Source organism: Serratia sp. X3, assembly GCF_014982455.1.
GTDB classification, from domain to species: domain Bacteria; phylum Pseudomonadota; class Gammaproteobacteria; order Enterobacterales; family Enterobacteriaceae; genus Serratia; species Serratia ureilytica.
This window is the reverse complement of the sequence record NZ_JADCNB010000006.1, coordinates 86,719-108,300: the sequence shown is the minus strand read 5'-3', so window position 1 is coordinate 108,300 and position 21,582 is coordinate 86,719. Positions and strand designations below refer to the sequence as shown.

The window sequence follows — 21,582 nt, the reverse complement described above, 5'->3', positions numbered from 1 at the left end:
CGGCATACACTCCGGCGCCGGGCGGTTATACTGGCGCCGAATTTTTGCAGAAAGGATAAACGATGAAGGCTTGGTTTCCCCTGTTGCTGACCTGCGGCGTCTTCGCCAGCGCCCGGGCCTGGGCGCACATTGACGAGCCGGACATCGCCGCCGACTGCCAAAAGGTGGCGAGCTACGCCGAACTGGGAAAAAAGGCCTATCAGCGCCAGGATTACGCCAAAGCTGCCGACATCTTTCGCGATCAGGCGGCCTGGAGCGAGTTTTGCGGTTTGAGCGAGCAGGCTGTCGCCACGGCTTACAACAACGTGGCGCTGTCGCTGATGCACGCCGGCGAATTGCTCAAGGCGCAGGCCTATCTGGCGCTGGCGCCGCACGATGACAAATCGCAGCACAACATGAGTCTGTTGCGCCAACGGCTGGCGCAGCGGCCGCAGCCGCAGGGGCCGGGCGGCGTGTACTGGCAATACGCCGGGCGCGGCGTGTGGAGTGAAGTGGTGGTGAAGCCGCAGGGCGAGCGCTGGCTGGTCGATTTTTCCGGCTACGCCATGCCGCAGATGGGGCTGTATTACGGGCCGAACATGGGCGACTTCACCGCCGAGCTGCCGATCGCACACGGCAAGGCCGTCTACCACCAGCACGAGCCGGACAGCGCGCAGGTCTGCGACGTGACGATGGAGTTTGGCGAGCAAGCGTTGGAAATGCACACGCGGGGCGATTGCGGGTTCGGCCATAACGTGCGGGCGGAAGGGCGGTTCGTGCGGGTAGAATGACCCGCCCCGACGACCGGGGCGAGCAGGGTTACGCCAGCGCGGCGGCGCCCAACAGATTCTTCCAGGCTTCCACATTGCCCAGATAATTGCCGGCCGGCAGCAGATGCAGCTGGCCCTCGCTATCCTGCAGCGCAAAGGTCGGGAAGCCCTGGCCCTGCACTTTGGCCAGCAGCGCCCGGCTTTCCGCGATGTGTTGCGCGGTCGGCGCGCCGCTGTTGAAGCGCATTTCGGCGATAAACGCCGCCGAAGGCAACCCCAGCTCTTTCGCCAACGCTTCCAGCACCGGCGTGTCGGCGATGCGTCGCCCTTCCTGATAGTGCGCCTGCTGAATGCGGTGCAGCATGTCCAGCCCGCGTCCCGCCAGTTTTTCCGCCGCCAGGATAGCCGTGATCGGCGGCTCGGAATCCATCACCGCCGTGGTGTCGCGCAGCAGGCCGTTGAAATAGGCTTCGCCGAAAGGCTGGCCCGTCATCTCGGCGATGCGCTTGTCGTGCGGAATGACGTAGTTGCGCCATTCGTCGGTGATCTGACGGCGGTTGTTGCCGGTCATCATGCCGCCGGCGTGCGGCACGACTTTCAGCCCGGGGAGGCTCTGAGCCGCTTTCACCAGCGGCGCGGCGCCGTAGCACCAACCGCACAGCGGATCGAAAATGTAATGCAGAGTGGTTTCGGTCATTTTTACTCCTCGCTTGGCGCGCGGCAAGCCGCCGCGGCGCCAGGGCTGGTTCAATCACGCACGGGCGCTTATTGCGGCCACTTCATCTCGCCTTTCAGCACTTTCGCGCTCAGTTCCAGGCTCGATTCGTCTTTCAGCGTCGGGTAGTGCTTTTTCATCGCTTCAATCAGCGCGGCGGAATCCTTGGCCTTCGGCAGCTCGGCTTCCAGCGTGGTCAGGTATTTTTGGGTAAAGTGCACCGATGCCAGTGTCTGTGCGGCGCCCGGCAGGAAGTGGCCCGGCACGACGACCTGCGGCTTCAGCGCTTCGATGTTTTTCAGCGTCTGTTGCCAGTGCTGGCGCGATTCCACGCTCTGGTTGTCGGCGATCCACGGATGGATGTTGTCACCGGCGACCGCGACACCGCCCACCACCGCTTTCAGCGCCGGGATCCACACGAAGGTGCGGTCGGGGGTCGGGCCGTTCAGGCCTTTCACTTCCACTTTTTGACCGTCGATGGTGAAGCTGTCGCCCTGCAGCGGCTGCGGCACGATCACGGTTTTCGGCGCGTTGTCTTTCAGGATTGGGCCCCAGTAGGCGATTTTGCCGTCTTTGGTGGCGTTAATGTCCTTGATGGTGCCAGGCGAAGCGATGATTTTCGCCTCCGGGAAAGCGGCCTTAATCACGTCCAGACCGAAATAGAAATCCGGATCTGAGTGGCTGATGTAGACGATGGTCAGTTTCTTGCCGGTCGCCTTGATCTTTTTCACCAGCTCTTCGGCATCGTTGCGCTGGAACTGTGCGTCGATCAGCGCCACTTCGTGTTTGCCGCTGACGATTTCGGAAGACACCGGGAACACGCTTTTCTCGCCCGGGTTATACACTTCCATGGTCAGGGTATCGGCAGCGGTGGCGTAGGTGCTCAGGGTGGCGACGCCGGTGAAGGCCAGAGTTAACAGTGATTTCTTAAACATGGGCAGAGGTCCTTAGGTATCGGTTAATGTTGTAATGATGTTAGGTTGCATAAAGCGATAGAAAAACCGGATAATAAGCAATTATTCGTTGCATAAATCGGACTAATCATGGATCGCATTACCGCCGCTGAGGTTTTTGTCACCATCGTCGATCGCGGCAGCATGATCGCCGCCGCGGAAACGCTGGAGATGTCGCGCGCGATGGTCACTCGCTACCTGGCCCAGATGGAGCAATGGGCCGGGGCGCGTTTACTGCACCGCACTACCCGTAAGCTTAGTCTGACCGACGCCGGTGAGCGTACTTTGGAGCGCTGCCGACAAATGTTGGCGCTGGCGGGGGAAATCGATCTGGTGGAGGAAGGGCAGAGCGACGAACTGCGCGGCCTGCTGCGCATCACCTGTTCGCAATCGCTCGGGCAAACGGCGCTGGTGGGGGCCGTCGCCCAGTATCTGAAGCGTCATCCGCAGGTGGCGGTCGATCTTCAGATGAACAACCGGGCGGTGAACCTGGTGGAAGAGCGCATCGATCTGGCGCTGCGCATCACCAATGAGTTGGATCCCAACCTGATCGCCCGGCCGCTGTCCACCTGCGCGTCGGTGGTGTGCGCCGCGCCGGCGTATCTGGCGGCGCACGGCACGCCGCGCCAGCCGCAGGATCTGGCGTTGCACAATTGCCTGACTTATTCCTATTTCGGCAAAAGCCTGTGGCATTTCGACGCTCAGGGGGTGAAATCGGCGGTGGCGGTCAGCGGCAACCTGAGCGCCAATGAATCGGTGGTGCTGATGGCCGGTACGGTGCAGGGGGCGGGTATTTCCCTGCAGCCCTACTATTCGGCGGCGCCGCTGTTGGCCAGCGGCGAACTGGTGGAGCTGCTGCCGGGTTACCGGCCGCAATCGATGGGCATCTACGGCATCTACACCTCACGCCGACAAATGCCCGCCACCTTGCGCACCATGCTGGACTTTCTGGTGGAATGGTTCGCCAGCGATCCTCAGTGGCAGGCGACGCTGCGCTAAGGCCGCGGCAACATTCCCACGCCGTTTTCACCGTTTGACGGCGGCGGCCAGGCGGGCGGAGAACAGTGTCGCCTGTTGATGCAGATGGTCGATAAAGGCCGTCACCAGCGCCGATGAAGGGCGGTGCAGCGGCCGTATCAGGCTGACGGTGAACGGCACGTCGATGCTGAATGGCCGCACGTGCACGCCGCTGCCGGCATAGTCGAGTGCCGTCAGCGGATTGACGATCGACACCCCCACGCCGGCTCTCACCATGGCGCACACCGACGCCGCGCTGTGCGTTTCCATCACCATGCGGCGCTCGACGCCCTGCTCGGCGAACAGCGCATCGAGCAAGTGGCGATAGCTGTCGGTGCTCGATAGGCTGATAAAGTTTTGCCCGGCGAAATCCTGCGGCGTCAGCTGGTCTTTCGCCAGCAAAGGATGGCCCGCCGGCAGCACGCAGACTTCATTCAACGTCATCAGCGTTACCCGCTCGGTGCCCGCCGGCGTCAGGGTGGTTTCCGTCAGCCCCAGATCGTGGCGCTGGGCCGACAGCCACTCTTCCAGCAGCGGCGATTCTTGCGGGATCACGCTGAAGCTGACTTCCGGGTAACGTTCGATAAAGGGCCGGCACACCGCCGGCAGCAGCGATTGGGAAAATACCGGCAGGCACACGATCGACAGCTGCGCCTGCTGAAACTGGCGAATGCCGGCGGCGGCGTTGACGATGCGATCGAGGCCATAATAGGAACGTTGCACCTCTTCGAACAGCCGTAGGCCCTGCACCGTGGGGGACAAGCGCCCGCGAACCCGGTCGAACAGCTGCAGCCGGATCAGCTTCTCAAAGCGCGCCAGCTCGCGGCTGACGGTGGGTTGCGAGGTTTGCAGCAGGGCCGCCGCCTCGGTCAGGTTGCCGGTGGTCATCACCGCCCGAAAGATTTCTATCTGCCGCAAAGAGATGCTGTGCATGACGAGGCTGCTCGACTGTAGAGAAAGCTATATCATAAATGAATAGACTACGGCTAAATAGATATTTTCCACCCGATTCAGCGTGCGGCACTATGGCCTTATCTGCCGTTACTTTCGAATTGGGAATATCGCCATGCCACGCCCGTTGCACGACACCTCCACCGCGTTGAACGCCGCTAACCTGCTGGCCTTGCCGCAGCGCTTCGGTTGCCCGGTCTGGGCTTATGATGCCGACATCATCAGCCAGCGCATCGCTCAGCTGCGTCACTTCGACACTATCCGTTTCGCGCAGAAAGCCTGTTCGAATATTCATATTTTGCGCCTGATGCGCGAGCAGGGCGTGAAGGTGGATTCGGTGTCGCTCGGCGAAATCGAGCGGGCGCTGCAGGCCGGTTTTCAGCCGGGCGGCGAGCCGAGCGATATCGTGTTTACCGCGGACGTATTGGATCACGCGACGCTGGCGCGCGTCAGCGCATTGAAGATCCCGGTCAACGCCGGTTCCATCGATATGCTGGAGCAGCTCGGTCAGGCTTCCGCCGGACATCCGGTGTGGCTGCGCATTAATCCGGGGTTTGGCCACGGCCACAGCCAGAAAACCAACACCGGTGGCGAGAACAGTAAACACGGCATCTGGTATGCCGATCTGCCGCAGGCGGTGGAGAAGATCCGCCGCTATGGCCTGAAGCTGATTGGCGTGCATATGCATATCGGTTCCGGCGTCGATTACCAGCATCTGGAGCGCGTCTGCGATGCGATGGTGCAGCAGGTGATCGACCTCGGTCATGACATCAGCGCCATTTCCGCCGGCGGCGGCCTGTCTATCCCGTATCAGTACGGCGAAGAGGCGATCGATACCGAACACTATTTTGGTTTGTGGAACCGGGCGCGTGAGCGCATCGCCGCGCATCTGGGGCACCCGGTGCAGCTGGAGATTGAACCCGGACGTTTCCTGATGGCGGAGGCGGGCGTATTGGTGGCCGAGGTGCGGGCGGTAAAAGACATGGGGAGCCGCCACTTTGTGCTGGTGGATGCCGGTTTTAACGATCTGATGCGGCCGGCGATGTACGGCAGCTATCACCATATTTCGCTGTTGCCGGCCGATGGGCGCGATACCTCGGGGCAGCCGCTGCGCGACACGGTGATCGCCGGGCCGCTGTGCGAATCCGGCGACGTCTTCACCCAGCAGGCGGGCGGCGGCGTGGAAACCCGCGAGCTGCCGCCGGTGCAGATCGGCGATTATCTGGTGTTTCACGATACCGGCGCCTACGGCGCATCGATGTCCTCCAACTACAACAGCCGTCCGCTGTTGCCTGAAGTGCTGTTTGAAAACGGCGAGCCGCGTTTGATCCGCCGCCGCCAAACCATCGAAGAACTGATCGCGCTGGAACTTATCTGATAAGCGGGCGGGCGCCTTGCGCCCGCTTCACCGCGTCATGCGGCGGCATGATTATGGCTGTTCGTGCGCGTTGTTGAGGGTGGCGACCGAGTGGCGGCGCACCAGCGTTGGGCTGAACATGTTGGTGATTTCCGGCAGCGGTTGCCGGTTGGCCAGCGCCAGCGCCAGCTCCGCAGCCTGGGTGGCCATCGCCACGATAGGGTAGCGAATGGTGGTCAGGCGTGGGCGCAGGTAGCGCGAAATCAGCACGTCGTCGAAACCGATCAGCGAAATTTCTCCCGGTACGTCGACGCTGTTATCGCTCAGCACCGACAGCGCGCCGGCGGCCATCGGATCGTTGTAGCAGGTAATGGCGGAGAACGAACGGCCGCGACCGAGCAATTCGGTCATCGCCTGTTCGCCGCCGATCTCGTCCGGTTCACCGTAGGCGATCAGCTTTTCATCCACCGCAATGCCGTGTTCCTGCAGCGCGTCGAGATAGCCTTGCAGACGATCGGTGGCGTCGGAAATCTGGTGAGTGGAGCAGATGATGGCGATGCGCTGGTGCCCTTGCTGGATCAGATGTCGGGTTGCCAGCCAGGCGCCGTAGCGATCGTCGAGCGCCACGCAGCGCGTTTCAAACCCCGGCAGCGTGCGGTTGATCAGCACCATGCCCGGGATCTGTTGCATCCAGCCGCAAAGTTCCTGATCGCTCAGCCTTTTGGCGTGCACCACCAGCGCTTCGCAGCGGTGCCGCACCAGCTGTTCAATCGCCTGACGCTCTTTTTCGGCGTCGTGGTAACCGTTGCCAATCAGCAGAAAATTGTGGGTGGCGTAGGCCACCTGCTCGACCGCCTTGACCATCGCGCCGAAGAAGGGATCGGAAACGTCGGAGACGATCAGCCCCAGCGTCTCGGTGGATTGCTGCGCCAGCGCTCGTGCGTTGGCGTTAGGGTGATACTGCAGCTGTTCCATGGCGGCCTGCACCGCGGTGCGCGACCCTTCGCTGGCCTTGGGGGAATTGTTTATCACGCGGGATACCGTGGCCACGGAAACACCCGCCAGCCTGGCAACATCCTTTATCGTAGCCATATCAGTCAACACATCCTGGGTAATCGCTTACATCCCCCAGTTTTGCGGAAAAAAACCGGGGCTGCAAGCGGTCTCGTGCGCAACTTGTGGCGGCGGTTGCAGAATCTCTTCGAGTCTGTACGCATAACCGACTGCTACCGAACGATAGCGCAATTTGTACGTTGGCACTGGCGACGGGCTGAGGTAACGTCTTTGCATTCCGATTTGCGCCGAGAACGCCATGTCCATTAAACGCTATCCGCAGCTCGCCCATTGGGGCGCTTATACCGCCGTGGTTGAAGACGACCGGCTTATCCGTTGTGAACCCTTCGTCGACGATCCCGACCCTTCGCCGCTGCTCGATTCCATCGTCCCGATGGTCTATTCCGACAAACGCATCCGCAAGCCGGCGGTGCGCCGCTCGTGGCTGCAAAAGCGCGAGGGCAGCGACCGTACGCTGCGCGGCAGGGAAGATTTCGTCGAGGTGGACTGGGAATTGGCGCTCGATTTGGTGGCGGAAGAGAATCGCCGGGTGCGCGAGCGCTACGGCGCCTCCGGGTTGTTTACCGGCTCTTATGGCTGGTCGTCGGCCGGGCGGCTGCACCATGCCCGCTCGCTGGTGCGGCGGTTCTACTTCAGCGGCGGCGGCGGCGTCGATCAGCAGGGCAACTACAGCTGGGGTGCGGCGCAGTTCTTTCTGCCGTATGTGATCGGCACTTTCTCGCCCTTGACCGGGCGCGTCACCAGTTGGCCGAGCGTCGTGGAGCATTGCGAGCTGTTTGTGGCGTTTGGCGGGTTGGCGCTGAAAAACGCTCAGGTCTCTTCCGGCGGCGCGGCGGAACATGCGCTCAAGCCCTGGCTGCAAAAGCTGGCGCGCAAAGGCACGCCGGTTGTCAACATCAGCCCGATGCGCGATGATTGCCCCGAGTTCGTCAACGCGGAATGGATCCCGATCCGGCCGAATACCGACGTGGCGCTGATGCTGGCGCTGGCTTACGAAATCCAGCGGCTGGGCGCGCAGGATGAAGCCTTCCTGCACAGCCACTGCGTGGGCTATCAACAGCTGGCGGATTACCTGAACGGCGCCGGTGACGGCGTGGCGAAAACCCCCGTTTGGGCCAGCGCCATTACCGGCATTCCGGCGGCGCGCATCGCGCTGCTGGCGCGGCAACTGATCGGCGTGCGCAGTTTCATCACCTGTTCCTACTCCGTGCAACGCGCGCATCGGGGGGAGCAACCGTATTGGATGATGATCGCGCTGTCGGCGATGCTGGGCCAGGTGGGGCTGCCGGGCGGCGGTTTCTCGTTCGGCCACGGCTCGATGAACGGCGTCGGCAATCCGCGCGTTGACACGCCTGCGCCGACCATGCCGGTAGGCGAAAACCCGGCCGGGCTGGCGATCCCGGTGGCGCGCATCTGCGACATGCTGTTGCACCCCGGTGAGGCCTATCAATTTTGCGGCGAGACGCGGCATTATCCGGATATCCATTTGGTGCACTGGGCCGGCGGCAACCCGTTCCATCATCATCAGCAGTTGAATCGGCTGGTAGATGGCTGGCAGAAACCGGACACGGTGATCGTTCAAGATATCTGGTGGACGGCGGCGGCCAAAATGGCGGACATCGTGCTGCCGGTCACCAGTTCGCTGGAGCGTAACGATATCGGCGGCTCGTCGCGCGATCGCTACGTGTTGGCGATGCATCAGGCCATTGCGCCGCAGCATCAGGCGCGCAACGATTTCGATATCTTCGCCGATCTGGCGGAGCGTCTCGGCTATCGTGAGCGCTTTACCGAGAATCGCGACGAGCGGGCCTGGATCGAAGCTATCTACCGGCAATGCGGCGCAGCGCAGCAGCGCGCCGGCGTCGCCTGGCCCGAGTTTGAGGCCTTCTGGCAACGGGGCTATGTCGAGCTGCCCGCGCCGGCTAAAGAGTTCGTATTTTTTGACGCGTTCCGCGCCGATCCGCAGGCTAACCCGCTGCAAACGCCCAGCGGCAAGATTGAGCTGTTCAGCGAGCGGATCGCCGGCTATCGCTACGATGATTTCGCTCCGCATCCGCAGTGGCGGCCGCCGGTGGAGTGGCTGGGCGCGCCGCAGGCCAAAAACTGGCCGCTGCACCTGATCTCCATTCAGCCGAGCGATCGCCTGCATAGCCAGATGGATCCGGCGCCGCTGGCGCAGGGCAACAAGACCGCCGGGCGAGAAACCTTGTACATGCATCCGGACGATGCGGCGCCGCGCGGGGTGGTGGACGGCGCCGAAGTGCTGGTCAGCAACGCGCGCGGCAGCTGTCTGGCGGGGGTATCGCTCACCGATGGCGTGACGCGCGGCGTGGTGCTGATGGCGACCGGTGCCTGGTTCGAGCCGGGTTTCGACGCGCAGCGCCGGCCGGTCGAGCAGGCGGGCAACCCGAACGTGCTGACGCTGGATATCGGCACCTCGCCGCTGACGCAGGGGCCGAACGCCATGAGCTGCCTGGTCGAGGTCAGCGCACGATGAGTGAATATTTCGCGTCTGGGTCACTGGCTCGTCGTTGTTATATTTATTTTCGTCGCTGCGGGAAGGTTTAAGTTTCATTGAGTTATTACAGCAGATCGCGGGAAATTTACAGCTGGTTGCATTTGGAGCAGAACTCTTGCGATTCGCCGGTAGTTTCCTGCACGCCATCTCTCTAGAGTAGGTGATCCCAGAGGTATTGATTGGTGAGAAATCAGCGTGCCTTGCATGCTGAAGCCATTTTCAATTGCACCAACCTACGCGGATGCGTAGGTTTTTTTTTGCCTGCCATATAGTATTCTTTTCCCTACAACGATTTACGCCTCCATGGCCAAGGGAGAAGGGCATGATCTTTTCACTGCTGCGCGCGCTGTTTCGCCTGTTGTTTCGGGTACGGGTCGAAGGGGACGTCCAGCACTTCGAACGGCAAAAATTACTGATTACGCCGAACCACGTCTCTTTCCTCGACGGCGTACTGCTGGCGCTGTTCCTGCCGATAAAACCGGTGTTTGCGGTCTATGCCAGCATCGGCGAGAGCTGGTTTATGCGCTGGCTGCGGCCTTACATCGATTTTGTCTCGCTCGATCCCACCAAGCCGATGGCCATCAAGCAACTGGTGCGCATGGTCGAGCAGGGACGGCCGATCGTGGTGTTCCCTGAAGGGCGCATCACCGTGACCGGCGCGCTGATGAAAATTTACGACGGAGCGGCGTTTATCGCCGCCAAATCGGGCGCCACCGTGGTGCCGGTGCGGATCGACGGCCCGGAGTTCAGCCCGTTTGGCCGCATGGCCGGGGTGTTCAAGATCCGCTGGTTCCCGCAAATCAGCATCCGCATCTTGCCGCCGACCACGCTGCCGATGCCGGAAGCGCCGCGCGCGCGTGAACGCCGGGCGCTGGCGGGCGATCGGCTGATGCAGATCATGATGCGGGCGCGCATGGAGACGCGCGAGCCGCAAACGCTGTTCCATGCCTTGCTGGCGGCGCAGCACCGCTATGGGCGCCGCAAGCCTTGCATTGAAGACATCGCTTTCAAAGAGGACAGTTACCAGACGCTAGTCAAGAAATCGCTGGGCGTCAGCCGCATTCTGCAGCGCTTTACCGCCGAGGGGGAGCACGTTGGGCTGCTGTTGCCCAACGCCACCATTACCGCGGCGGCGATCTTCGGCGCTTCGCTGCGCAATCGCATCCCGGCGATGCTCAACTACACCGCTGGCGCCAACGGCTTGAACAGCGCGATGACGGCCGCCGGCATCAAAACCATCGTCACCTCGCGCCAGTTTCTGGAGAAAGGCAAGCTGACCCACCTGCCGGAACAGTTGCCGCAAGCTAACTGGGTATATCTGGAAGATCTGAAAGATACGGTCACCCTGGCGGATAAGCTGTGGATCCTGCGTCACTTGCTGCAGCCGCAGCGCGCGGCGTTGCCGCAACGTCCGGAGGACCCGGCGCTGATCCTGTTCACGTCCGGATCCGAAGGCCATCCCAAGGGCGTGGTGCATTCGCACGCCAGCCTGCTGGCCAACGTAGAACAAATCCGCACCATCGCCGATTTCACGCCGCGCGACCGCTTCATGTCGTCGCTGCCGCTGTTCCACTCGTTCGGCCTGACGGTGGGGCTGCTCACGCCGCTTCTCACCGGCAGCCGCATTTTCCTCTACCCCAGCCCGCTACACTATCGCGTGGTGCCGGAGCTGGTGTATGACCGTAACTGCACGGTGCTGTTCGGCACGGCGACCTTCCTTAACAACTATGCGCGCTTCGCGCATCCGTATGATTTTGCCCGCCTGCGCTATGTCGTGGCCGGCGCGGAGAAACTGGCGGACAGCACCAAACAGATCTATCAGGACAAATATGGCATCCGCATTCTGGAAGGCTATGGCGTGACCGAGTGCGCGCCGGTGGTCTCGATCAACGTGCCGCTGGCGACCAAGGTGGGCACCGTCGGGCGCATCATGCCGCAGATGGAGGCGCGTCTGATCGCGGTGCCGGGTATTGATAACGGCGGTCGCCTGCAGCTGAAGGGGCCGAATATCATGAAAGGCTATCTGCGGGTTGAGCGCCCCGGCGAACTGGAGCCGCCGGCGGCGGAAGATGCGAACGGCGTGCTGCAGCCGGGCTGGTATGACACTGGCGATATCGTCAGCCTGGATGAGCAGGGTTACTGCACCATTCGCGGGCGCGTGAAGCGCTTCGCCAAGCTGGCGGGCGAGATGGTGTCGCTGGAGAGCGTCGAACTGCTGGCGCAACGGCTTTCGCCGGATAAACTGCATGCCGCCACGGTCAAAAGCGACAGCAGCAAAGGCGAGGCGTTGGTGCTGTTCACCACCGATCCCGCCATTACCCGCGAGGCATTGCTGCGGGTGGCGCGCGAACTGGGCAGCCCGGAGCTGGCGGTGCCGCGCGATATTCGCCTGTTGAAAACGCTGCCGGTGCTCGGCAGCGGCAAACCTGATTTCGTCACCCTGCGTCATATGGCCGAACAGCCGGAGAGTGCCTGATGAATCCTTCGACCGAATCCCCTTTGTTGTCACGCGGCATGATCGCGGTGATCAGCGCGCAGTTCCTTTCGGCGTTCGGCGACAATGCGTTGCTGTTCGCCACGCTGGCGTTGATCAAGCAGCAGCTGTATCCGGACTGGAGCCAGCCGATCCTGCAGATGGCCTTTGTCGCCACCTATATCATTCTGGCTCCGTTCGTCGGCCAGATCGCCGACAGCTTTGCCAAAGGGCGGGTGATGATGTTCGCCAACGCCCTGAAATTGGCGGGGGCATTGGTGATCTGTTTTGGGGGTAACCCGTTTCTGGGTTACAGCCTGGTCGGCGTGGGAGCCGCCGCGTATTCACCGGCCAAATACGGCATTCTGGGCGAGATCACCAGCGGCGAGAAACTGGTCAAGGCTAACGGCCTGATCGAGGCTTCGACCATTGCGGCCATTCTGACCGGTTCGGTCGCCGGCGGTGTTTTGGCGGACTGGCACGTGGCGGCGGCGCTGGCGGCCTGCGCGTTGGTTTACGCGGGGGCAGTGGTCGCCAACCTGTATATTCCGCGTTTGGCGGCGGCGCGTCCTGGCGCTTCGTGGCGTCCGCAGGCCATGACGCACAGCTTCTTTGCTGCCTGCGTTACGCTGTGGCGCGATGGACAGACGCGTTTCTCATTGATTGGCACCAGCCTGTTTTGGGGGGCCGGCGTGACGCTGCGTTTTCTGCTGGTGCTGTGGGTGCCGGTGGCGCTCGGCATCGCCGATAACGCCACGCCGACGCTGCTGAACGCCATGGTGGCCGTCGGCATCGTGTTGGGCGCGGGGGCCGCCGCGCGCTTCGTCACGCTTAAAACGGTGAAACGCTGTATGCCGGCCGGGATCCTGATCGGCGTCGCGGTCGCGGTGTTTGCGCTGCAAACGACCATGCTCAATGCCTACGTCTTGCTGGCGCTCATCGGCATGCTGGGGGGCTTCTTCGTCGTGCCGCTCAATGCGTTGCTGCAGGAGCGGGGCAAACATTCGGTCGGCGCCGGCAATGCGATCGCAGTGCAAAACCTGGGTGAAAACGCCGCCATGTTGTTGATGCTGGGCCTGTATTCTTTGGTCGTGAAGCTGGGCGTGCCGGTGGTGGGCGTCGGCGTAGGGTTTGGCGTGGTGTTTGCACTGGCGATTAGCGCGTTGTGGTGGTCGCAGCGGCGGTGAAACGGGGCGCAGCCAGGCTGCGCCCTCAGGCTATTAAGGCGCCGGAATGGTAAACCGGGTGTGGATTTCTTCGAGCGCCTGCAGCACGTCCTCATCCAGAATCACGTCGAGGCTGTCGAGGTTGATTTTCAACTGCTCCACCGAGGTGGCGCCCAACAGGGTGCTGGCGACGAACGGCTGCTGACGCACGAAGGCCAACGCCATCTGCGAAGGATCCAGCCCGTGTTTTTTGGCCAGCGCCACGTATTCGGCGATCGCTCGTTGGGTTTGCTGCCCTGAATAACGGTTGAAGCGGGTGAACAGCGTATTGCGCGCACCGGCCGGTTTAGCGCCGTTGAGGTATTTACCGCTCAGCGTGCCGAACGCCAGGCTGGAATAGGCCAGCAGTTCTACCCCTTCGTGCTGGCTGATTTCGGCCAGGCCAATCTCAAAGCTGCGGTTCAGCAGGCTGTACGGGTTTTGAATCGACACGATGCGCGGCAGCTCGTGTTTCTCCGCCAGTTGCAGATAGCGCATTACGCCCCAGGGCGTTTCGTTGGAGACCCCGATATAGCGAATTTTACCGGCGCGCACCTGCTCAGTCAGCGCCTCCAGGGTTTCCAGCAGCGTGACCGTGGCTTTGTCATCGGTATATTGATAGTTGAGTTTGCCAAAGCAGTTGGTGGCGCGCTGCGGCCAGTGCAATTGGTAAAGATCGAGATAATCGGTGTTCAGCCGCTTGAGGCTGGCGTCCAGCGCGGCGCGGATGTTTTTGCGATCGAGCGCCTGCTGCGGGCGGATGCTGCTGTCAGTGCCGCGCACCGGGCCCGAGACTTTGCTGGCCAGGACGATTTTTTCGCGATTGCCGCGTGCTTTGATCCAACTGCCGATATAGCTTTCGGTCAGGCCCTGGGTTTCCGGGCGGGGCGGCACCGGGTACAGTTCGGCGGTGTCTATCAGGTTCACGCCTGCGGCCAATGCATAGTCCAGTTGCGCATGGGCGTCGGCTTCGCTGTTCTGTTCGCCAAAGGTCATGGTGCCCAGTCCCAGCACGCTCACTTCTAAAGAACTGTGGGGAATACGGTGGTATTGCATTAACGGCCTTCCTTTCTTGTTAGCGCTGACGGGCCGCACGGCCCGGTGAAACAGGAGCCCAATGTCAGAAGACGGCGCAAAGTCCGTCGGGCGGCGATGTCGCCTTTCCTGACTATAACCAAGCGGTGAAGATGGGGGAAGCGGATTCAGTGCGGACACGAATGAGGGCTACCGCGCTTGAACGGGCGATAGCCGGCGAGCGGTGATTAGCGTTCGATAACCTGGGAAACCTGGTCGCCGTTGATCTGGCGGTGGTTGCCTTTCTCATCTTTATAACTGATGAGCCCGGTGTCTGTATCGATCTCCGGTTTGCCTTGCGTCAGGATCATGTTGCCGTCTTTGGTCGCCATCACGTAGTCGCTGGAACATCCCGCCAAACCGGCGGCCATAACCAGCGCAGACACTGCCATTACCCACTTTTTCATCCTGCGGATCCTCGATTATGCAGAAAACAATGTTCTTTCAAGATTAGCAAACTCTTGGCAGAGAGCGTCTCAGATAAGTCTTTATCTGATAAGAAAAACTGAAATGAGGGGGCAACGAAACGGCGGAAGCCGCCGATAGCGGCTTCCGTGCAGGTTTATTCGGAGGCGTGATTTTTCTTGCTGCGCATCAGATTGAGCGCTTCTACCGACATGGAGAAGAACATGGCGAAGTAGATGTAGCCTTTCGGCACGTGCACCTGGAAACTTTCCAGCATCAGCGTGAAGCCCACCAGGATCAGGAACGCCAGCGCCAGCATTTTCACCGACGGATGGCGATTGACGAATTCGCCGATCGGCCGTGCGGCGAACATCATCACGCCGACGGCAATCACCACCGCCGCCATCATGATGAACAGGTGATCGGAAAGGCCTACGGCGGTAATCACCGAATCCAGACTGAAGATGATATCCAACAGCATGATCTGTACGATCGCGCCGAAGAAGCTGTGCACCTTGGTGTGGTGCTCTTCTTCCGTGCCTTCGATGGTTTCGTGGATCTCTTTGCTGGCTTTCCAGATCAGGAACAACCCACCGAGCAGCAGGATCAGATCGCGGGCGGAAATGGCGTGATCCAGCACGGTGAACAGCGGGTGCGTCAAGCGGATCACCCAGGCGATGGAGGCCAGCAGCGCCAGGCGCATCAGCATGGCGGCGGCCAAGCCCATTCGGCGAGCTTTGTTCTGTTGCGCTTTGGGCAGCTTCGCCACCACCAGCGACAGAAAAATGATGTTATCAATACCCAGTACGATCTCAAGAATGGTTAGCGTACCTAACGCTAACCAGGCATTGGGATCCATAATCCATTCGAACATTGCCCGACACACCTTAATACTTAATAAATGCAAAGCGTGAATTATACGCGTTTATCGTGGCGCTGACAGAGCTAGCTAAACCAGAGTTAAACGAAATCGCTTAGATTGAGAAATGTCTTGCCAGCAGCGCGCCGGTAAAACCCTTTTTCAGATAGAAACCGCGCGGCAGCGTCATGATAGGTTGCCCCTGTTCGCCGATGGCTTCGGTGAGCGCCTTGTTGTTGGCCGCTTTGGGGCGCAGTTGCAGCACTTCGCCGTGGCGTGCGGTGATGCGTTCTACGTGACCGAGCACAATCAGATCCATCAGCTCTTCCCAATCGCGGCGCAGCATCTCTTCTTCTGCAGCGCTCGGGCTCCACAGCAGCGGCGAACCGACGCGGCGCTGCGCCAGCGGGATTTGCCGTTCGCCCTCTACCGGTATCCACAACACGCGCGCCAGCTTGTGGCGAACGTGGCTGCTGGCCCAGGTGACACCGCTGTTGCCGGTGAGCGGGGCCACGCAGACGAAAGTGGTCTCCAGCGGTTTGCCGGCGGCGTCTACAGGAATGGTTTTCAGCTCAATGCCCAGCTCGGGAAAATCCTGTTCCGGTTTGCTGCCGGCCATGGCGCCGAGGTACAGCTCCAGCAGCATGCCCACCCAGCCTTTATCGCGTTTCAGATCCTTGGGGATCGGCAACTGCGCGCGGGCGGCCAGTTCGCCAAAACTGAAGCCGGCCAGCGCCTGAGCGCGCTCGAACAGTTGCCGTTCATTTTCCGGCGGGGGCGGCAGAGGGGATAAAAACGCCATAAATCAAGCCTGTCGAATTTGGTTGAAAAACGTACTGCAAAGATACACGGGAAACGGTAACCCCAGTCGCCTGGGGAAAAGAATAATAGTAGCATGATTTTACATGACTTTTTTTCTTTCCTTGCGCGGGCGGCAATGCACCCGCGAGGCTTGTTCACCTGAAGCCACCGACAATAAACAGGATCTTACACCTATTTATCCACAGATTTATGGGATAACCCAAATTTTTACCGATCACTGGTTCAATTTACAGCCTTGACTCGGGCGTTTTTTTACGAATTTGTCCGTTTTGTGCGTAACTTGCCCGGATAATCTGTGGATAAAAACGGCGTTGGTGGATCTTTCGCCAGGGTAAGATCCTTACCGTGCATAGATCACATTTTTGCCCTGTATATAACTGTGGGATATTGGTTAATTATATGTTTTTATGAAAAATATTGTTTTTTCGGTGTGAGGGGGGGATTTTCGGGGACGAGAGTTTTACCGGCTTATCCCTCGAGTTCTACACACACCTATCCACAGAAAAAGTGAATAAAACCGGTCTGAAATGCCAATGCATGTTTATAACTTTGCCTATATCTGTGAGTTATCCCAATGTTATCCGGCCCGCAGCGCCGTAAAGCAGTGGTTTACCGCCTGTAGCTTGTGTGAAACAATCAGGACATCTATGCGAATTTAAGCTTATCGAGGTAGTCCGGTGATCGATGATGATGGCTACCGCCCGAATGTTGGTATCGTAATCTGTAATCGTCAGGGGCAGGTCTTATGGGCCCGCCGTTACGGTCAGCACTCCTGGCAGTTTCCCCAAGGTGGGATTAACCCTGGCGAAACTGCGGAGCAGGCGATGTACCGTGAGCTGTTCGAAGAAGTGGGGCTGAGTAAAAAGGATGTGCGCATCCTGGCTTCGACCCGCAACTGGTTGCGCTATAAATTGCCGAAACGTTTGGTGCGTTGGGACACAAAGCCGGTTTGTATCGGCCAAAAGCAAAAATGGTTTTTGTTGCAGCTATTGTGCAATGACGCTGATATCAACATGCAGCGCAGCAGCACGCCGGAGTTCGACGGTTGGCGCTGGGTGAGCTTCTGGTATCCGGTGCGCCAGGTGGTGTCGTTCAAACGCGACGTCTACCGCCGGGTGATGAAAGAATTCGCCGTGACCGTGATGCCGATGCAAGAGCAGGCGGCGCCGCGGCAGGCCCCCGCTTATCGCCGAAAGAGAGGTTAAGTTAAGCCGACTATGCTCACGCGCTTGCGAGAAATTGTAGAGAAGGTGGCCGCGGCGGCCAGTCTGACGGATGCGCTGGATCTGCTGGTCAATGAAACCTGTCTGGCGATGGACACCGAAGTGTGCTCCATTTACCTGGCGGACAACGATCGCCGCTGTTACTACCTGATGGCCACGCGCGGGCTGAAAAAGCCGCGCGGGCGCACTATCGCATTGGCGTTTGACGAAGGTGTCGTCGGGTTGGTAGGCCGTCGGGCCGAACCCATCAACCTGGCCGATGCCCAAAGCCATCCCAGCTTCAAGTACGTTCCTCAGGTCAAAGAGGATCGCTTCCGATCCTTCCTCGGGGTGCCGATCATTCACCGGCGCCAGCTGTTGGGGGTGTTGGTGGTGCAGCAGCGCGAGCTGCGCCAGTTCGACGAAAGCGAAGAGTCGTTCATGGTCACCCTGGCCACGCAGATGGCCGGGATCCTTTCACAGTCGCAGCTTAATGCCATTTTCGGTCAGTATCGCCAAACGCGCGTGCGCGCGCTGGCGGCCTCGCCCGGCGTAGCGGTGGCGGAAGGGTGGCAGGACAGCAGCCAGCCTTCGCTCGATCAGGTTTACCGCGCGTCGACGCTGGACACCGCCAGCGAGCGCGAGCGCCTGACGTTGGCGCTGGAAGAGGCCGGTGCGGAATTTCGCCGCTTCAGCAAGCGTTTTGCCGCCAGCTCGCAAAAAGAGAGCGCGGCGATCTTCGATCTTTATTCTCACCTGCTAAACGACGCCCGCCTCAAGCGCGAATTGTTCGCCGAAATCGACAACGGCTCGGTGGCGGAATGGGCGGTGAAGCAGGTGATAGAAGCCTTTGCCGAACAGTTCGCCAAACTGCAGGACACCTATATGCGCGAGCGCGGCAGCGACCTGCGCGCGCTGGGCCAGCGCCTGCTGTTCCACCTCGACGACAGCACTCAGGGCGCCACCCAGTGGCCGGCGCGTTTTGTGCTGGTGGCGGATGAACTGACCGCGACATTGCTGGCCGAAGTGCCGCAGGATCGCCTGGTCGGCGTGGTCGTGCGCGACGGCGCCGCCAACTCGCATGCGGCGATTTTGGTGCGGGCGATGGGGGTGCCGACGGTGATGGGCGCCGACATTCAGCCTTCTCTGCTCAGCCAGCGGCTGCTGATCGTCGATGGGTATCGCGGCGAACTGCTGGTCGATCCTGAACCGGTGCTGGTGCAGGAATACCAACGGCTGATCAGCGAAGAACAGGAACTGAGCAAGCTGGCGGAAGACGACGTCGAACAGCCGGCGCAGTTGAAAAGCGGCGAACGCGTTCAGGTGATGCTGAACGCCGGCCTCAGCCCGGAACATGAACAGCTGTTGGGCGGCCGGGTGGACGGCGTGGGGTTGTACCGCACTGAAATTCCGTTCATGTTGCAAAGCGGTTTCCCTTCCGAAGAAGAACAGGTCGCGCAGTATCAAGGCATGCTGCAGCTTTATCCCAACAAACCGGTCACGCTGCGCACGCTGGACATCGGCGCCGACAAGCAACTGCCCTACATGCCGATCAGCGAAGAAAATCCCTGCCTGGGCTGGCGCGGCATTCGCATCACTCTGGACCAGCCGGAGATCTTTTTGATACAGGTGCGCGCCATGCTGCGCGCCAATGCCGGCACCGGCAACCTGGGCATTTTGCTGCCGATGGTCACCAGCCTGGAAGAGGTCGATGAGGCCAAGCGCCTGATTGACCGCGCCGGGCGCGAGGTGGAAGAGGTGCTTGGCTACGCGATCCCGAAACCGAAAATCGGCGTGATGCTGGAAGTGCCGTCGATGATTTTCCTGATCCCGCATTTGGCCGGGCGCGTCGACTTCATCTCGGTCGGCACCAACGATTTGACCCAGTACCTGCTGGCGGTGGATCGCAACAACACGCGGGTAGCCTCGCTGTACGACAGCCTGCATCCCGCGATGCTGCAGGTGCTGAAGTTGATCGCCGAACAGGGGAAAGCGGCCGGGCTGCAGCTTAGCCTGTGCGGTGAACTGGCCGGCGATCCCATGGGCGCGCTGTTGCTGGTGGGCATGGGCTATCGCAATCTGAGCATGAACGGCCGCAGCGTGGCGCGCATCAAATACCTGCTGCGGCATATCGAGCTTTCCGACGCCGAAGTGTTGGCGCAACGGGTGTTGAACACCCAAATGACCACGGAAGTGCGCCATTTGGTGGCGGCGTTTATGGAGCGACGCGGCATGGGCGGGTTGATTCGCGGCGGCAGATAATCGCCGCACGATGTGATTTTTTTACAGAACTTTTCCCGCGCTGCCGGCCCGGACCGCGCTAAGCCTATGTTATGATGCGCAACCTCAGCGCGACGCATGTTCGTCGTCTTGCAAACCGCAGCGGCCAACGCTGCCGTTTGAAAGGCGTGTGACAACCTGCGCCGACGTTTGGCACCTGCCGCCCCCGCATGGGGAAAAATAACAGACATGTTGTGGTGATAGATGAGCAATAGCTATCTGGCGTTTCCTAAATTTGATCCGGTCATTTTCTCCATTGGCCCGGTTTCTCTGCATTGGTACGGCCTGATGTATCTGGTCGGCTTCGTTTTTGCCATGTGGCTGGCGGTGCGCCGCGCCAACAAGCCGGGCAGCGGCTGGACCAAGGACGAAGTGGAAAACCTGCTCTACGCCGGTTTCCTGGGCGTATTCGTCGGCGGCCGCGTGGGCTATGTGCTGTTCTACAACCTGCCGTTGTTCCTGGATAATCCGCTCTATCTGTTTAAAGTCTGGGATGGCGGCATGTCGTTCCACGGCGGATTGATGGGGGTGATTCTGGTGATGTTCTGGTTCGCTCGCCGCACCAAACGCACCTTCTTCCAGGTTTCCGATTTTATCGCGCCATTGATCCCGTTCGGTTTGGGCGCCGGCCGCCTCGGCAACTTCATCAACGGTGAACTGTGGGGCCGCGTAACCACCGACACCCCTTGGGCGATGCTGTTCCCAAGCTCGCGTAGCGAAGACGTGGCGCTCGCCGCCGCCGACCCTTCTCTGCTACCGCTGCTGAATCAGTACGGCGTGCTGCCGCGTCACCCGTCCCAGCTGTATGAACTGCTGCTTGAAGGCGTGGTGCTGTTTATCATTCTGAACCTGTTCATCCGCAAGCCGCGGCCGATGGGTGCCGTATCGGGCCTGTTCCTGATCGGTTATGGCGCATTCCGCATCATCGTTGAAGCGTTCCGCCAGCCGGATGCCCAGCTTGGCCTGTTCGACGGCGTGATCAGCATGGGGCAGATCCTGTCCATCCCGATGGTGGTGGCCGGTGTTATTATGATGATTTGGGCGTACCGTCGTCGCCCGCAGCAACAACTGTCGTGAGGGACAAATGAAACAGTATCTGGATTTGATGAACAAGGTGCTCGCCGAGGGCACTCCTAAAGCCGACCGTACCGGCACTGGCACGTTGTCGATTTTCGGCCACCAGATGCGTTTCAATTTGCAGGAAGGCTTCCCGTTGGTGACCACCAAGAAATGTCATCTGCGTTCGATCATTCATGAGCTGTTGTGGTTCCTGAACGGCGATACCAACATCGCCTATCTGCGTGACAACAAGGTCACCATTTGGGACGAGTGGGCCGATGAAAACGGCGATCTCGGCCCAGTGTACGGCAAGCAGTGGCGAGCCTGGGGCGCGGCGGACGGTCGTCAGATCGATCAGCTGAGCAACGTGCTCCAGCAGCTGAAACAAGATCCGGATTCGCGCCGCATTATCGTTTCCGCCTGGAACGTCGGTGAGCTGGACCAGATGGCGCTGGCGCCGTGCCACGCGTTCTTCCAGTTCTACGTGGCGGACGGCAAGCTCTCTTGCCAGCTGTACCAGCGTTCCTGCGACGTGTTCCTCGGCCTGCCGTTCAACATCGCCAGCTACGCGCTGTTGGTGCATATGATGGCGCAGCAGTGCGATTTGGACGTCGGCGACTTCGTCTGGACCGGTGGCGATACCCATCTGTACAGCAATCATATGGAACAGACGCAGCTGCAGCTGACGCGTGAACCCCGTCCGTTGCCGAAGCTGGTGATCAAACGCAAGCCGGCTTCGCTGTTCGATTACCGTTTCGAAGACTTCGAGATCGAAGGTTACGATCCGCACCCGGCCATCAAGGCGCCGGTCGCGATCTGACCTTAACCGCATCACACCAGGGGCGCAGCGATTGCGCCCCTTTTTTTAT

18 protein-coding genes are annotated in these 21,582 nt (G+C 60.4%); 10 read left to right on the top strand and 8 right to left on the bottom strand.

Annotation, left to right across the window (positions count from 1 at the left end):
- Positions 1-62 precede the first annotated feature (62 nt).
- Positions 63-770, top strand: a complete 708-nt coding sequence (locus IMX17_RS20195) for a tetratricopeptide repeat protein (RefSeq protein ID WP_182265323.1) — start codon at positions 63-65, stop codon at positions 768-770.
- Between the two features lie 28 nt (positions 771-798).
- On the opposite strand, the gene IMX17_RS20190 is transcribed toward IMX17_RS20195, so the two are convergent.
- Entirely contained in the window at positions 799-1,446 is a 648-nt protein-coding gene (locus IMX17_RS20190; RefSeq protein ID WP_033644834.1) for a DsbA family protein, read from the bottom strand.
- A gap of 68 nt (positions 1,447-1,514) precedes the next feature.
- Positions 1,515-2,399, bottom strand: a complete 885-nt coding sequence (locus IMX17_RS20185) for an MBL fold metallo-hydrolase (protein ID WP_046899036.1) — start codon at positions 2,397-2,399, stop codon at positions 1,515-1,517.
- A gap of 108 nt (positions 2,400-2,507) precedes the next feature.
- Here IMX17_RS20185 and IMX17_RS20180 point away from each other — a divergent pair, with 108 nt between their 5' ends.
- Positions 2,508-3,416 (top strand): LysR family transcriptional regulator, encoded by a 909-nt coding sequence (locus tag IMX17_RS20180; RefSeq protein ID WP_033644836.1) that lies wholly within the window; start codon positions 2,508-2,510, stop codon positions 3,414-3,416.
- Positions 3,417-3,443: 27 nt separating this feature from the next.
- Here the strand turns inward: IMX17_RS20180 and IMX17_RS20175 are convergent, their stop codons facing one another.
- Positions 3,444-4,367, bottom strand: a complete 924-nt coding sequence (locus IMX17_RS20175) for a LysR family transcriptional regulator (RefSeq protein WP_046899037.1) — start codon at positions 4,365-4,367, stop codon at positions 3,444-3,446.
- A gap of 133 nt (positions 4,368-4,500) precedes the next feature.
- On the opposite strand from IMX17_RS20175, the gene lysA reads away from it, so the two are divergent.
- Positions 4,501-5,763 (top strand): diaminopimelate decarboxylase, encoded by a 1,263-nt coding sequence (gene lysA / locus IMX17_RS20170; RefSeq protein ID WP_046899038.1) that lies wholly within the window; start codon positions 4,501-4,503, stop codon positions 5,761-5,763.
- A 51-nt stretch (positions 5,764-5,814) separates the two neighbouring features.
- Here lysA and galR read toward each other — a convergent pair whose 3' ends face one another.
- A complete protein-coding gene (gene galR / locus IMX17_RS20165) occupies positions 5,815-6,834 on the bottom strand; it encodes an HTH-type transcriptional regulator GalR (protein WP_033652132.1) in 1,020 nt (339 codons plus the stop codon).
- A 220-nt stretch (positions 6,835-7,054) separates the two neighbouring features.
- Between galR and IMX17_RS20160 the strand changes: the two genes are divergently transcribed.
- The 3 genes from IMX17_RS20160 (at position 7,055) to lplT (ending at position 12,994) form a co-directional block, all read left to right on the top strand.
- Positions 7,055-9,313: a molybdopterin guanine dinucleotide-containing S/N-oxide reductase gene (locus IMX17_RS20160; RefSeq protein WP_046899039.1), complete on the top strand. Its 2,259-nt coding sequence runs from the start codon at positions 7,055-7,057 to the stop codon at positions 9,311-9,313.
- Positions 9,314-9,656: 343 nt separating this feature from the next.
- Positions 9,657-11,810 carry a bifunctional acyl-ACP--phospholipid O-acyltransferase/long-chain-fatty-acid--ACP ligase gene (gene aas, locus IMX17_RS20155; RefSeq protein ID WP_182265321.1) on the top strand — a complete coding sequence of 718 codons (2,154 nt, stop codon included), beginning with the start codon at positions 9,657-9,659 and terminating at the stop codon, positions 11,808-11,810.
- On the top strand, positions 11,810-12,994 hold the full coding sequence (gene lplT, locus IMX17_RS20150) for a lysophospholipid transporter LplT (protein WP_046899041.1): 1,185 nt from the start codon (positions 11,810-11,812) through the stop codon (positions 12,992-12,994). Before aas ends, lplT begins: the two co-directional genes overlap by 1 nt.
- 33 nt (positions 12,995-13,027) lie before the next feature.
- On the opposite strand, the gene IMX17_RS20145 is transcribed toward lplT, so the two are convergent.
- The 4 genes from IMX17_RS20145 to mutH all read right to left on the bottom strand — a co-directional run bounded on the left by IMX17_RS20145 (position 13,028) and on the right by mutH (position 16,152).
- Positions 13,028-14,068, bottom strand: coding sequence for an NADP(H)-dependent aldo-keto reductase (locus tag IMX17_RS20145; RefSeq protein WP_033644844.1), 1,041 nt, complete (start codon positions 14,066-14,068; stop codon positions 13,028-13,030).
- Between the two features lie 206 nt (positions 14,069-14,274).
- Positions 14,275-14,493 carry a YgdI/YgdR family lipoprotein gene (locus tag IMX17_RS20140; RefSeq protein ID WP_016929923.1) on the bottom strand — a complete coding sequence of 73 codons (219 nt, stop codon included), beginning with the start codon at positions 14,491-14,493 and terminating at the stop codon, positions 14,275-14,277.
- A 155-nt stretch (positions 14,494-14,648) separates the two neighbouring features.
- A complete protein-coding gene (locus IMX17_RS20135) occupies positions 14,649-15,365 on the bottom strand; it encodes a TerC family protein (protein ID WP_046899042.1) in 717 nt (238 codons plus the stop codon).
- Positions 15,366-15,465: 100 nt separating this feature from the next.
- The gene (mutH, locus tag IMX17_RS20130) at positions 15,466-16,152 is read right to left on the bottom strand and encodes a DNA mismatch repair endonuclease MutH (protein ID WP_033644848.1); all 687 of its coding nucleotides are present in this window, start codon (positions 16,150-16,152) and stop codon (positions 15,466-15,468) included.
- A 697-nt stretch (positions 16,153-16,849) separates the two neighbouring features.
- On the opposite strand from mutH, the gene rppH reads away from it, so the two are divergent.
- The 4 genes from rppH (at position 16,850) to thyA (ending at position 21,533) form a co-directional block, all read left to right on the top strand.
- On the top strand, positions 16,850-17,377 hold the full coding sequence (rppH, locus tag IMX17_RS20125; protein ID WP_004931849.1) for an RNA pyrophosphohydrolase: 528 nt from the start codon (positions 16,850-16,852) through the stop codon (positions 17,375-17,377).
- A 12-nt stretch (positions 17,378-17,389) separates the two neighbouring features.
- Positions 17,390-19,636: a phosphoenolpyruvate--protein phosphotransferase gene (gene ptsP, locus IMX17_RS20120; RefSeq protein ID WP_193550164.1), complete on the top strand. Its 2,247-nt coding sequence runs from the start codon at positions 17,390-17,392 to the stop codon at positions 19,634-19,636.
- Between the two features lie 222 nt (positions 19,637-19,858).
- Positions 19,859-20,731, top strand: a complete 873-nt coding sequence (gene lgt, locus IMX17_RS20115; RefSeq protein ID WP_015378920.1) for a prolipoprotein diacylglyceryl transferase — start codon at positions 19,859-19,861, stop codon at positions 20,729-20,731.
- A 7-nt stretch (positions 20,732-20,738) separates the two neighbouring features.
- The gene (gene thyA, locus IMX17_RS20110) at positions 20,739-21,533 is read left to right on the top strand and encodes a thymidylate synthase (RefSeq protein ID WP_046899044.1); all 795 of its coding nucleotides are present in this window, start codon (positions 20,739-20,741) and stop codon (positions 21,531-21,533) included.
- The last annotated feature ends 49 nt before the right edge of the window (positions 21,534-21,582 follow it).

Bases quoted from the DNA above. Each gene is read 5' to 3' on its own strand.
- IMX17_RS20195 (WP_182265323.1), top strand. From the start codon at position 63: ATGAAGGCTTGGTTTCCCCTGTTGCTGACCTGCGGCGTCTTCGCCAGC.
- IMX17_RS20180 (WP_033644836.1), top strand. From the start codon at position 2,508: ATGGATCGCATTACCGCCGCTGAGGTTTTTGTCACCATCGTCGATCGC.
- IMX17_RS20175 (WP_046899037.1), bottom strand. From the start codon at position 4,367: ATGCACAGCATCTCTTTGCGGCAGATAGAAATCTTTCGGGCGGTGATG.
- aas (WP_182265321.1), top strand. From the start codon at position 9,657: ATGATCTTTTCACTGCTGCGCGCGCTGTTTCGCCTGTTGTTTCGGGTA.
- IMX17_RS20190 (WP_033644834.1), bottom strand. From the start codon at position 1,446: ATGACCGAAACCACTCTGCATTACATTTTCGATCCGCTGTGCGGTTGG.
- IMX17_RS20135 (WP_046899042.1), bottom strand. From the start codon at position 15,365: ATGTTCGAATGGATTATGGATCCCAATGCCTGGTTAGCGTTAGGTACG.
- mutH (WP_033644848.1), bottom strand. From the start codon at position 16,152: ATGGCGTTTTTATCCCCTCTGCCGCCCCCGCCGGAAAATGAACGGCAA.
- lysA (WP_046899038.1), top strand. From the start codon at position 4,501: ATGCCACGCCCGTTGCACGACACCTCCACCGCGTTGAACGCCGCTAAC.
- IMX17_RS20160 (WP_046899039.1), top strand. From the start codon at position 7,055: ATGTCCATTAAACGCTATCCGCAGCTCGCCCATTGGGGCGCTTATACC.
- thyA (WP_046899044.1), top strand. From the start codon at position 20,739: ATGAAACAGTATCTGGATTTGATGAACAAGGTGCTCGCCGAGGGCACT.
- IMX17_RS20185 (WP_046899036.1), bottom strand. From the start codon at position 2,399: ATGTTTAAGAAATCACTGTTAACTCTGGCCTTCACCGGCGTCGCCACC.
- IMX17_RS20140 (WP_016929923.1), bottom strand. From the start codon at position 14,493: ATGAAAAAGTGGGTAATGGCAGTGTCTGCGCTGGTTATGGCCGCCGGT.
- lgt (WP_015378920.1), top strand. From the start codon at position 19,859: ATGAGCAATAGCTATCTGGCGTTTCCTAAATTTGATCCGGTCATTTTC.
- lplT (WP_046899041.1), top strand. From the start codon at position 11,810: ATGAATCCTTCGACCGAATCCCCTTTGTTGTCACGCGGCATGATCGCG.
- IMX17_RS20145 (WP_033644844.1), bottom strand. From the start codon at position 14,068: ATGCAATACCACCGTATTCCCCACAGTTCTTTAGAAGTGAGCGTGCTG.
- galR (WP_033652132.1), bottom strand. From the start codon at position 6,834: ATGGCTACGATAAAGGATGTTGCCAGGCTGGCGGGTGTTTCCGTGGCC.
- ptsP (WP_193550164.1), top strand. From the start codon at position 17,390: ATGCTCACGCGCTTGCGAGAAATTGTAGAGAAGGTGGCCGCGGCGGCC.